Source organism: Pseudomonas sp. 05N434 (assembly GCF_056396965.1).
The window spans coordinates 1-11,936 of record NZ_JBFTMK010000122.1 but is presented as its reverse complement, the minus strand read 5'-3'; the positions used below and the strand labels follow the sequence as shown (position 1 = coordinate 11,936).

Genomic DNA, 11,936 nt, shown 5'->3' with positions numbered 1-11,936 from the left:
CGACCTGTCCCAGGCCATCGGCATGCGTCCGCTGGTGCCAAGCCCCACCAGTACGATTATCGTCACCGAGTACAACCGCTCGGTGCAGGCATTTCTGGTCGGTGGCGTGGACCGCATCGTCAATATGAACTGGGAAGCCATTCTGCCGCCGCCGACCAGCGCCGGTCGCCAGCATTACCTGACCGCCATCAGCAAGGTCGACGATCAGCTGGTGGAAATCATCGACGTCGAAAAAGTCCTGGCCGAAATCGTGCCGTACAACGCCAAGGTCTCTCGCGACAAACTCGACGATCCGGTTCTGGAGCGCGCCCGTGGCCGTGAAGTGCTGCTGGTGGATGACTCGAACGTGGCTCTGTCGCAATTGCGCGACACCTTGGGTCAGTTGGGCGTGAAAATGCATATCGCCAGTGATGGCTTGAAGGCGCTGAACATGCTCAAGGCTTGGGCTGATACCGGTGTGAACATGACTGACAAGCTGTTGATGATCTTTACCGATGCGGAAATGCCGGAGATGGACGGCTATCGCCTGACCACCGAGATACGCAACGACCCCCGTTTGCGCGGCCTTTATGTGGTCCTGCACACCTCGCTGTCGGGTAGCTTCAATGACTCGATGGTCAAGAAGGTCGGCTGCGACAACTTCCTCTCCAAATTCCAGCCCGACAAACTCGTCGACGTGGTGCGTCAGCGCCTGATGCTCGACGAAGTGCCGGCCTGATAACAATCTGGAAAAGCGCGGTGGCAGGGTTTGGGGCTGCTGTGCAGCCCAACGGGGGCAAGCCCCCTCGCCACAGGGTCTTTGATTCGGCGATCAAGCTCGTATAGGGTGGCGTTTTTGCCCACCAGGGAGCTGTGGCCATGCATCTGAGCGCGCTTTATCGTTTTCCGTTGAAATCCGGCAAGGGCGAGACCTTGAATCAGGTCAGCCTGGACAAACTGGGGCTGGACGGCGACCGGCGCTGGATGCTGGTCGACGAGGCCAGCGGGCGTTTTCTGACTCAGCGCGCGGAGGCGAAAATGAGTCAGCTGTCGGCGTTGTGGAACGCAAGCGGTGGCTTGACCCTCAGTGCCCAAGGCCATTCACCGATCGATATCGCCTTGCCCGCCAGCGATGCAGAGCTGCGTGGCGTGACCATCTGGCGCGACACCTTGCGCGTGCCCGATGCCGGCATTGCTGCGGCTGCCTGGGTCAGTGAGTTCATCGGCAAGCCGACGCGTCTGGTGCATGTGCCGCTCGATCGTGCGCGGACCACCCAGGCCGGCTACGGCAAKGACGACGATCAGGTGGCTTTTGCCGACGGTTTTCCGTTGTTGCTGATTGGCCAGGCGTCGCTGGAAGACTTGTCGCAACGGGTCGGGCGACCGCTGGAGATGCTGCGCTTTCGGCCCAATCTGGTGATCGAKGGCAGCGAGGCGTTCGCCGAAGATGGCTGGAAGCGCATCCGCATTGGCGATGTCGAGTTCCGCGTGGTCAAGTCCTGCTCACGTTGCATTCTGACCACCATCGACCCGCAGACCGGCGAACGTAGCGACGACCGCGAACCTCTGGCGACCTTGCAGCAATATCGGGCTCAAGAGGACGGCGCGATGTTCGGGCAGAACCTGGTCAATGACGGTAACGGTCGGCTCGAAGTCGGCATGCCGGTGACGATCCTCGAATAGCAGCCCTGATAAAAAAAATGCCCGTGTCCAAGAACACGGGCATTTTTTTTCGCTGTGAAACCCTAGGGGGTTAGCCGCGGTATTCGCACAGGTAAGCGGTGTCGACGGCCACTTTCAGCTGGAACTTGCTGTTGGCGGGCACGTTGAACTGGCTGCCGGCGGCGAAGGTTCTGCTGACCGTTGAACTGCAGGCCCGCCAGTTGCAGGGCGCCATTAAGCCCCAGCGGGCGCTCCAGTCGACAGGCCTTGGCGAAACGTTGCTTGAGATTCATGTGCGGCACCCGGTTCAGGGCGCTGTCGAGTTGCAGCCGCTGCCATTCCTGAAGCAGCTGTTTGCGGTCGTAGTCACCCCAACTGGCCCAGCCTTCCAGATTCGAGAGATGTTGGTCGAGCCAGTGTTCGAACGAAACCCAGACGTCGCTCAGGGGCTGGGCAGCATCGACATTGGCCTGGGTGATGTGGGTCAATTCGCGGCAAAACGGGGTCAACAGGGGCCGACGCAACGGGCGCACGAAGCACTGGAAGTGATCCAGTTCCCGGCCTTTGCGGTCCACGAGGGTGGCGCCGATTTCGATGATTTCCATTTCTGTTACTGGCCAGCCGCCCTCATCGGTGGTGGCTTCCAGATCAATGACCAGCCAGTGAGGCATTGCAGGTTTCCTGGTATCCGCATCCTGATAGGGCTTGAGCGTAGCCAAACCCGGCGGATCCGCCTAGCGGCTTATTCGACCTCCAACAGAATCTGACGATTTTTTACCTGGTCGCCGACCCTGACCTGCAAGCGCTTGAGCACGCCGTCGATACCCGATTTGAGTGGATGCTCCATTTTCATCGCTTCAAGCACCACCAGCAGCTGTCCTTTGCTGACCGAGCTCCCCTCACTGACCAATACGTCGACGATCGCCCCGTCCATCGGCGCCTTGAGCGTGCCGGAGCTGACACTGGCCTGGCCGCTGACCAGCGCCCGGGTCCGATCGACCAGTCGCAGGCTGCCGGGGCGCGTGAACAACCAGAGTTGCCCGGCTTCGAGGCGGTAGGCATGGCGTTGGCGGATGCCGTCGATTTGCAGGGTGGCCCAGCGTCCGTCGCACTGGATGACCTTCAGTTCGAGGGGCCGGGCGCCAACCTGAACACGGTAGGGCTTGCCAGGTTCAGCGTGCAGTTCGACCGGCCAGGCCTGATCCTCCAGGCCGATTCGATAGTACAGAGGCACGCTGGCATTGTTGCGCCAACCGGCCAGCGGGGTGGGGTGAGCCTGCGCTGATGCTTGATAAAAAAGCACCGCGGCGATGGCCAGCTCGTCGGCGCTCRGCGCATGAGGGTGCAGGCAGGGATGGTCGGCGAAGTGCATGGGGATGAACCCGGTGCTGAACTCACCACTGATGAACTGGGGGTGTTCCAGCAGATTGGCGAGCAAGCGCTGATTGCTCTGCACGCCCAGCAGCACACTGTCCTGTATCGCCCGCAGCAACTTGCGTCGGGCTTCTTCACGGGTGGCACCGTGGGCGATGAGCTTGCCCAGCAGCGGGTCATAGAACGGGCTGACAGACTGGCCTTCGATCAGGCCATGGTCGATCCGTACGCTGCCCTGGATCGCTGGCTCCCAGGCCACGATTCGACCGGTTTGCGGCAGAAATCCCTGGGCCGGATCTTCGGCGTACAGGCGCACTTCCATGGCATGCCCGTTGAGCTGCACCTGTTCCTGTCGTAGCGGCAGCGGTTGCCCTTCGGCGATGTGTAATTGCCAAGCCACCAGATCGAGGCCGGTGATCAGTTCAGTCACCGGGTGTTCCACTTGCAACCGGGTGTTCATCTCCAGGAAGTAAAACCGGCCGTGAGCATCCAGCAGGAATTCCACGGTACCCGCCYCCACATAATTCACCGCGCGCCCCGCCTTGAGTGCCGCCTCGCCCATGGCCTGGCGCAACTCAGTGGTCATCGCCGGGCAGGGTGCTTCTTCGATGATTTTCTGGTGGCGGCGCTGGATCGAACAGTCGCGCTCGCCGAGGTGGATCAGGTTGCCATGCTGGTCGCCGAACACCTGAACTTCGACATGACGCGGATCGATCAAGGCTTGTTCGAGGATCAATTCGTCGCTGCCAAACCCGTGCAGCGCTTCGGAGCGTGCGCTACGGAGCTGTTCCGGCAATTCGGCGGCGCTGTGCACCAGGCGCATGCCGCGACCGCCACCGCCGGCACTGGCCTTGATCATCAGCGGATAGCCGATGCGTTCGGCTTCGCGGCGCAGGGTAGCGTCGTCCTGTTCGCTGCCCTGATAGCCTTTGATGCAAGGCACGCCGGCTTTGATCATGGCCAGTTTCGACCGCCGTTTACTGCCCATCAGCTCGATGGCTTCGGGGCTCGGACCGATGAAGATGATGCCGGCCTGCTGGCAGGCGAGGGCGAAGCCTGAGTTTTCCGAGAGGAAGCCGTAACCGGGATGGATTGCATCGGCACCGGTGCGCCGGGCAGCATCGATGATGGCCGGGATGTTCAGATAAGACTGCTGCACCGGGGCCGGGCCGATGTTCACGGCTTCGTCGGCCATCTGCACATGCAGCGCATTGGCGTCGGCGTCGCTGAATACGGCGACGGTGCGGTAGCCCAGCTCTTGCGCGGTGCGCTGGATACGGCAGGCGATTTCACCGCGGTTGGCGATCAGGATTTTTTTGAGGGCGGGCATCGGTTATTCCCTTGGTTTTTTGCGGTGAATGTAAGGGCTTGCTCGCGAAGCTCTTAAACGGACCACCCTGGTTTGCGCTTCTGCACAAAAGCCATCGTCCCCTCGATCCCTTCAGCCCCGGTCACTGCTTCGCTGAACCACTCGGCTGCCTGATCCAGCAGATCATCCGAGGGTTGTCCGGCACTCGCCAGCAACAGCTTTTTGGTCGCCGCGTTCGCCCCCGGTGCGCAACACAACACATGGGCCAGCACCTCATCGAGGCGTTCGGCCAAGGCTTGTGGGTCATGTTCGACAAAATGCACCAGCCCCATGCGCCGCGCCTGGGTGCCATCGAAGCGTGCGGCGGTCAGGGCCAGTCGGCGGGCCTGGGTCAGGCCGATGCGTTGCACCACGTAAGGCGCGATCTGCGCCGGCAACAGGCCGAGGCTGGTTTCCGGCAGTCCGAATTGCGCCTGATGATCGGCCATCGCGATGTCGCTGACGCAGGTCAGGCCGAAGCCGCCGCCAAGCACCGCACCTTGCAGTACCGTAATCACCACTTGCGGCGCGTGTTGCACCTCTTGCAGTAGCGCACCGAACGCACGGTTCAAATCGCGGTAGGCGGGCTGGCCTTGAGCGCGGGCGTTGGCCATGTCCTTGATGTCGGCACCGGCACAAAAATGCCCGCCGGCACCGCCGATCACTAGCGCACGAATCTGCCGATCATCGCGAACCGCCGCCAGCACCGCACGTAGTTCGGCGACCATCTGCAAGCTCATGGCATTACGGCTTTCGGGACGATTGAGGGTGATGTGCAGCACGCTGTCATGCAGGCCGAGCAACAGGGTTTGACAGGTGGGGAGGGTGCTCATTTGTTTTTCCCCGGCAGGATGCCCATGAGTTTGCAGATGATCCCCAGCATGATTTCGTCGGCACCGCCGCCAATCGATACCAGCCGCACATCGCGGTAAGCCCTGGCCACCGGGTTGTCCCACATGAAGCCCATGCCGCCCCAGTATTGCAGGCAACTGTCGCTGACTTCCCGGCCCAGTCGCCCGGCCTTGAGTTTGGCCATCGATGCCAGGCGGGTGACGTCCTGGCCTTTGATGTATTGCTCGGTGGCCTGGTAGACCAGTGCCCGCAGGCATTCGATTTCGGTTTGCAGTTCGGCCAGGCGAAAGTGGATGACCTGGTTGTCGATCAGCGCGTTGCCGAAGGTTTTGCGCTCCTTGCAGTACTCGATGGTGCTGTCGACGCAGTACTCCAGGCCTTTGATCATGTTCGCCGCGCCGAACAGCCGTTCTTCCTGGAATTGCAGCATCTGCATCATGAACCCCGCGCCTTCGTGGCCGATGCGGTTGCGTTGCGGCACGCGCACGTTATCGAAAAACACCTGGGCGGTTTCCGAGCTGCGCATGCCGAGCTTGTCCAGGTGCGAGCTGAGGCTGATCCCGGGGCTGTTCATCGGCACCATGATCAGCGACTTGTTGATGTGCGGTTTGTCGTCCGAGGTGTTGGCCAGCAGGCAGATGAAATCGGCGCTCGGCGAGTTGGTGATCCACATCTTGCTGCCGTTGATCACGTAGTCGTCGCCGTCCTTGCGGGCGGTGGTTTTCAGCCCGGCGACGTCGGAACCGGCGCCGACTTCGGAAACACCGATGCAGCCGACCTGCTCGCCGGTGATCGCCGGCCGCAGGAATTCTTCGCGCAGTTCATCGGAGCCGAAACGCGCCAGGGCCGGGGTGCACATGTCGGTCTGCACGCCGATGGACATCGGAATGCCGCCGCAATGAATGGTGCCGAACTCTTCGGCCGCCACAATCGAATAGCTGTAGTCGAGGCCCATGCCGCCGAATTTTTCCGGTTTGGAGATTCCCAACAGACCGAGGTCGCMAGCCTTGCGGAAGATCTCATGGATCGGAAAGCGCCCGGCCTTTTCCCATTCCTCGACGTGGGGATTGATTTCATGATCGACGAATTGGCGGACGGTGCGGCGCAGTGCTTCGTGTTCCTGGGTGAAGATCATTTTTATTGTTCTCCTGATCGCCCTTAGAAGCGGGCGACACCAAAGCTGTTGGGTTGCAGCGCCCGAACCTCGGCCTCATGGCAGATGTCCAGCAAGTATCCAAGCAACGTGCGGGTATCCCGTGGATCGATCAGCCCGTCATCCCACAGGTTGGCGCTGCCATATAGCGCGGTGGACTGGCTGTCGAGTTTCTGCGCGGTGACCTGTTCCAGCATGTCGAGCATTTTTGGGTCGGGCACCAATCCGTCCTTGAGTTGTTTGGCTTCGGTGACGATCCGCAGCACTTTGCCGGCCTGGGCGCCGCCCATCACCGCGGTGCGGCTGTTGGGCCAGGCGAAGATGAAGCGCGGGTCGAGACCGCGGCCGCACATCGCGTAATTGCCGGCACCGTAGGAACCGCCGACGACGATTGTCAGTTTAGGCACCCGGGCATTGGCCACCGCTTGAATCATTTTCGCGCCGTGCTTGATCACGCCTTGCTGTTCCGACTCGGTGCCGACCATGAAGCCGGTGGTGTTGTGGAAAAACAGCAGCGGCGTCTGGCTCTGGTCGCAGAGTTGAATGAACTGCGCGGCCTTGCTCGCGCCTTTGGGGGTGATCGGGCCGTTGTTGCCGATGAAACCGCAGGCTCGACCCTGGATCTGCAAATGCCCGCATACCGTCTGCTGATCGAACTCGCTTTTGAATTCGAGGAAGTTCGAAGCGTCGGCAACCCGCGCGATGATTTCACGCACGTCGTAAGGTTTTTTCGGGTCATCCGGGATCAGCCCCAGCAGTTCGTCGATGGGGTAGAGCGGTTCTTCCCACCGACGTTCCGGTAACCACGGCAACTGATCGTTCCACGGCAACAGACTGACAATCTCGCGCACCTGGCGCACGCCATCGGCATCGTTCTCGGCCAGGTATTCGGCGGTGCCGGCGGTTTGTGCATGCATCTCGGCACCGCCCAGTTCTTCGTCGGTGGCGACTTCACCGGTGGCTGCCTTGAGCAGCGGGGGGCCGGCGAGAAACAGCTTGGCCTTGCCGCGCACCACCACCACGTAATCCGACAACCCTGGCTGGTAAGCACCGCCCGCCGTGGCCGAGCCGTGGACCACGGTGATCTGCGGCAAGCCCATCGCCGACATCCGCGCCTGATTGGCAAAGCTGCGCGCGCCTTCGACGAAAATCTCTGCCGCATAATTGAGGTTGGCGCCACCGCTCTCGGCGAGGGTGATCACCGGCAGTTTGTTTTCCATGGCGATCTGCTGCAGACGCAGGGACTTTTTCAGGCCGCTGGGGGAAATGGTGCCGCCCTTGATTGCGCTGTTGTTCGCCACCACCAGCACCCGCACGCCGGATACGTAACCGATCCCGGCGATCAAACCGCCGCCGGCCGCGCTGCCGTCCTTGTCGTCGTGCAGCTTGTAGCCGGCCAGGCTCGCCAGCTCGAGGAATGGCGCGCCGGGATCAAGCAGCAGGTTCAGCCGCTCCCGGGGCAGCAATTGCCCGCGCTTGTCGTACCTCGGTTTGGCTTCTGCGGCTTTATTCAACAGGTTCTGTTCGAGCTGGCGGACCTGCTCGATGCCGGCCAGCATGGCCGCACGATTGCGGGCGAACGGTTCGCTGAACGGGTCTATCTGGGACTGGATGACCGGCATGGTTATTCCTTGTCCTTCGGTTCGTCTGGTTTGGAGGCGTCCGGCCTGAGTACTTCAGGTAAATAGGCGCGGTGAAAGCCGTTGTACGAGTGACTGTTCTGCGCCTTGTGCATTGGCCAGGCCCGCCCGCCGAGGCTGGCGGCACCATCGATGCGCAACGTGCTGCCGCTGACAAACGCCGCTGCCGGGCTGAGCAGGAACACAATCGCCGCGCTGATTTCCGATTCGGTGCCGATGCGCTTGAGCGGCACGTGTTCGCACAGCGTCGGAATTACCGCCCGGAACGCGCCTTCGTAAGTGTCCATGCCGCTGGACGCGACCCAGCCCGGCGCGACGGCGTTGACCCGCACGCCGGCGTGGCCCCATTCGAACGCGGCGGTCTTGGTGAAGTTGTCCATGCCCGAGCGCGCCGCGCCCGAATGGCCCATGCCGGGCATGCCGCCCCACATGTCGGCGAGCATGTTGACGATGGCGCCGCCGTGCTTGCTCATGGACTGATTGAACACCTCGCGAGCCATCAGAAAACCGCCCACCAGATTGGTGCGCAGGATGGTTTCGAAACCTTTCTGATTGATCGACGCCAGCGGCGAGGGGTACTGCCCGCCGGCATTGTTGACCAGCCCGTGGATTGGGCCGTGTTTGCGGATCAGCTCGCTGACCAGCTGCGTAACGGCGTCTTCATTGCGGATATCGCAGACCTGCCAATCGGCTTTACCACCGTCTTCGGTGATTTCGGCAGTGACCTTTTTCAGTTTTTCGGCATTGCGCCCCACCAGCAGCACGTGCGCACCGAGGGCCGCGAGCTCATGGGCGGTGCAACGACCGATGCCGCTACCGCCTCCGGTGACGATGATGGTTTGGCCGGCGAACAGGTCGGGTTTGAAAATCGAGTCATAGGCCATGGCGACAGTCCTCTAATTGAACTGATCGGCGATGCGCTGGGGCACCGGAATCTGGATTTCCAACAGTTGTTGGGCGAACGCCTTGCCCTGCGGATCGATCCGCAGGCTGGCCACGCCACCGCCGCCGAGTGCGTTTTCCAGAAGAAAATTAAAGCTCTGAGTGCCGGGTAAATACCAGCGTTCGACGCGTCCGTGAATCGGGTCGAGGACATGACTCATCCAGTCGACCATCACCTCGGGTGTCAGTGCTTCGGCGATCCACGGCAGGTAGTCGGGGTGGCGGGCCATGACGCCGATGTTGCTATGGTTACCCTTGTCGCCGGAGCGCGCCACGGCGAGTTTGATCAAGGCCACGCTGGCGTCGGCACGCTCTGTGGCTTTGGGTGGGTCGAACGGCAGCGGCAAGTCAGCTGGGTCGAGCGCATCGAGGGCGGGCAGGGCACACGGATGGCGCTCACCGGCAAGGTCGATCTCCAGGGTGCAGGCGGTTTTGTCGATCAGGAACGAAAACAGCCGGATCAACGGATACACCGTCGGCCGCCCGCCGACGATTCCCGTCAGCCCAGGCGCCATACCGGTGGCAGCCTGAGCGATTTCCCGGGAGAACAGAATCAAGGCCTGCTTGCTCGGATGGCGCACGGCGAGTTTGATCACCACTTCGCGGCTGTCCTGGCGCTGGCCGTGGGGGCCGTAAGTGGCTTCGCTGCCCAGCAGTTCGATGTTCACCTCGCTGTAGGGCGCCCAGCCGCGCTGGTTAAACATTTCCGAGGTCTTGTTGATGATCGCCTGGCTGACCCTTCGGGCCTTGGCCACGGCATCGATCCCGGCGATCAGGCAACTGGCGGTGCAGCGGAAACCGTCCGGGTACGTTGCGCTGACCTTGTACTGAGCGGTCGGTGGCAAGCCTTTCGCGCCATGCACCTGAACCGCGTTTTTGCCTTGTTGCACGAGTTTGACCTGACTGAAATCGCACACCACATCGGGCAGCAGATACGCCTGCGGATCACCGATTTCATAGAGCATCTGCTCGCCCACCGTCAGGGGCGTGACCAGGCCGCCGGAGCCGTCGGGTTTGCTGACGATGAACTGGCTGTCGGCGCCGACTTCGACGATCGGAAAACCGATGTGTTCGTAGTCGGGTACGTCGTGCCAATCGGTGAAATTGCCGCCGGTGCACTGGGCGCCACATTCGATCAGATGCCCGGCCAATGCGGCTTGGGCGAGTTTGTCGTAGTCGTGCCACGACCAGCCGAATTCATGCACCAGCGCGGCGCTGACCACGGCACTGTCGACCACGCGCCCGGTGATCACAACGTCGGCGCCCAGGCGCAGGGCTTCGACGATGCCCGGTGCGCCGAGGTAGGCGTTGGTCGACACGCACATCGGCGGCAGGGGCGCGCCACTGAACATCTCATGGATACCAAGACTGCTCAGGTGTTTGAACTGCGGTTGCAGGTCGTCACCCGACAGCACGGCGATTTTCAGCGCCACCCCGGCCTTGTCGCAGGCCGTTTGCAGGGCAACGGCGCAGGCCTGTGGATTAACCCCGCCGGCATTGCTGATCACCCGGATCTGTTGTTTCGCGAGCTGCTCGAGGAGGGGGCTGAGGACTTCGATGAAGTCGCTGGCGTAGCCGGTGGCGGGGTCTTTCATCCGCGCCCCGGCCATGATCGACATTGTTATTTCGGCCAGATAATCGAACACCAGATAGTCCAGTCGCCCGCCCTCCACCAACTGTGCGGCGGCGGTCGAGGTGTCGCCCCAGAATGCACTGGCACAACCGATGCGAATTGTTTTAGGCACAGTCAACTCCATAGCCACCTGCGACAGAAGTGCTTCGAGACTACCAAGCAAGCGCTTGGTTTGTAAACGCCTTGATTATCTTCTTCCCGAGCGCTTGCTTGGTCGCCCCCGCCAGCTTAAATTGCCCGCGCAACCCTGCTGTTTTAACGGGCAGCGGCGCATTTGATTGATCGACTGTAGGAGAGAACGGGTGGACGAGCAAAAAGCCCTGAGGGTGATGCGCGAATTGGTCGACAGCGGCCAATTGACCGACCCCGACAGCGCCCGCGGCAAACTGCTGCAAGTGGCCGCTCACCTGTTTCGCAACAAAGGTTATGAACGCACCACCGTGCGTGACCTGGCCAGTGCGGTGGGCATTCAGTCAGGCAGCATTTTTCATCACTTCAAAAGCAAGGACGAGATTCTGCGGGCAGTGATGGAGGAGACCATTCGCTACAACACCGCGTTGATGCGTGCAGCGCTGGCCGAGGCCGGCAATGTGCGTGAGCGGGTGCTGGCGCTGATTCGCTGCGAATWGCAGTCGATCATGGGCGGCAGTGGCGAGGCCATGGCGGTGCTGGTGTATGAGTGGCGTTCGCTGTCTGAGGAAGGCCAGGCGCAGGTTCTGGCGCTGCGCGATATTTATGAAGCCATCTGGCTGCAGGTGCTGGGAGAAGCCAAGGACGCCGGTTTTATCCGGGGCGACGTGTTCATCACCCGCCGCTTCCTGACGGGCGCGCTCTCCTGGACCACCACCTGGTTTCGCGCCGATGGCAGTATGAACCTCGATCAATTGGCCGATGAAGCGCTGATTTTGGTGCTTGAAGAACGGTAAGAGCCGTCTATCTCGGCAAGAAACTGGCTAAGTTGACGAAACCGCCTAGTTTGTATGCATTGATGAAAATTTTTTTGGGGAGTGTGCTGTTTTGATGTCTTCGCCAATTCGAATTGCGTCGCGGCTTTTGCTGGCGGCGCTTGTAGTGTGCTGGGTGTTGCCATCTCAGGCCGCGCAACAGGTGCGGGTCGGGGCCGCCCATTTTCCCCCCTATACCGTGCGCCCGGAGTCCGGTGCCGACACCGGTCTGCTGCCGCAACTGGTGGAAGCGTTGAATCAGCTGCAAACCGATTATCAGTTTGTGCTGGTGCCCACCTCGATTCCCCGGCGTTTCAATGACTTCAAGGAAGGCCGGGTCGATATGGCGATTTTCGAGAACCCGGACTGGGGCTGGAAGGACATCCCGCATACCCTCGTTGACATGGAC

The 11,936-nt window shown here is 61.5% G+C and carries 9 protein-coding genes and 3 pseudogenes; 4 read left to right on the top strand and 8 right to left on the bottom strand.

Annotated features, from left to right (window positions below; all coding sequences use genetic code 11):
- Positions 1–718, top strand: a 718-nt coding sequence (locus AC1DLB_RS10700) for a chemotaxis protein CheV (protein WP_477784981.1), incomplete at its 5' end; no start/stop codon positions are given.
- 140 nt (positions 719–858) lie between these two features.
- Entirely contained in the window at positions 859–1,662 is an 804-nt protein-coding gene (locus tag AC1DLB_RS10695) for an MOSC domain-containing protein (RefSeq protein WP_477784980.1), read from the top strand.
- Positions 1,663–1,732: 70 nt separating this feature from the next.
- Here the strand turns inward: AC1DLB_RS10695 and AC1DLB_RS10690 are convergent.
- The 8 genes and pseudogenes from AC1DLB_RS10690 to AC1DLB_RS10655 all read right to left on the bottom strand — a co-directional run.
- Positions 1,733–1,828, bottom strand: a pseudogene (locus AC1DLB_RS10690) (pyrimidine/purine nucleoside phosphorylase); the annotation flags it as partial.
- Between the two features lies 1 nt (position 1,829).
- Positions 1,830–2,312: pseudogene (locus AC1DLB_RS10685) on the bottom strand (3'-5' exonuclease); the annotation flags it as partial.
- A gap of 71 nt (positions 2,313–2,383) precedes the next feature.
- Complete coding sequence (locus AC1DLB_RS10680) at positions 2,384–4,345, bottom strand: acetyl/propionyl/methylcrotonyl-CoA carboxylase subunit alpha (RefSeq protein WP_477784979.1); 1,962 nt, start codon at positions 4,343–4,345, stop codon at positions 2,384–2,386.
- Positions 4,346–4,398: 53 nt separating this feature from the next.
- Entirely contained in the window at positions 4,399–5,196 is a 798-nt protein-coding gene (locus AC1DLB_RS10675; protein WP_477743435.1) for an enoyl-CoA hydratase/isomerase family protein, read from the bottom strand.
- Positions 5,193–6,350, bottom strand: coding sequence for a citronellyl-CoA dehydrogenase (gene atuD / locus AC1DLB_RS10670; RefSeq protein ID WP_477784978.1), 1,158 nt, complete (start codon positions 6,348–6,350; stop codon positions 5,193–5,195). Before atuD ends, AC1DLB_RS10675 begins: the two co-directional genes overlap by 4 nt.
- A gap of 23 nt (positions 6,351–6,373) precedes the next feature.
- A complete protein-coding gene (gene atuC, locus AC1DLB_RS10665) occupies positions 6,374–7,990 on the bottom strand; it encodes a geranyl-CoA carboxylase subunit beta (protein ID WP_477743434.1) in 1,617 nt (538 codons plus the stop codon).
- Between the two features lie 2 nt (positions 7,991–7,992).
- Positions 7,993–8,892, bottom strand: a complete 900-nt coding sequence (locus AC1DLB_RS10660; RefSeq protein ID WP_477743433.1) for an SDR family oxidoreductase — start codon at positions 8,890–8,892, stop codon at positions 7,993–7,995.
- A 12-nt stretch (positions 8,893–8,904) separates the two neighbouring features.
- Complete coding sequence (locus tag AC1DLB_RS10655; RefSeq protein ID WP_477743432.1) at positions 8,905–10,695, bottom strand: acyclic terpene utilization AtuA family protein; 1,791 nt, start codon at positions 10,693–10,695, stop codon at positions 8,905–8,907.
- A 190-nt stretch (positions 10,696–10,885) separates the two neighbouring features.
- Here AC1DLB_RS10655 and AC1DLB_RS10650 point away from each other — a divergent pair, with 190 nt between their 5' ends.
- The gene (locus AC1DLB_RS10650) at positions 10,886–11,509 is read left to right on the top strand and encodes a TetR/AcrR family transcriptional regulator (protein WP_477784977.1); all 624 of its coding nucleotides are present in this window, start codon (positions 10,886–10,888) and stop codon (positions 11,507–11,509) included.
- A 94-nt stretch (positions 11,510–11,603) separates the two neighbouring features.
- Positions 11,604–11,936 (top strand): annotated as a pseudogene (locus AC1DLB_RS10645) (amino acid ABC transporter substrate-binding protein); the annotation flags it as partial.

Coding starts and splice junctions, on each gene's coding strand:
- AC1DLB_RS10675 (WP_477743435.1), bottom strand. CDS start 5,196: ATGAGCACCCTCCCCACCTGTCAAACCCTGTTGCTCGGCCTGCATGAC.
- atuC (WP_477743434.1), bottom strand. CDS start 7,990: ATGCCGGTCATCCAGTCCCAGATAGACCCGTTCAGCGAACCGTTCGCC.
- AC1DLB_RS10660 (WP_477743433.1), bottom strand. CDS start 8,892: ATGGCCTATGACTCGATTTTCAAACCCGACCTGTTCGCCGGCCAAACC.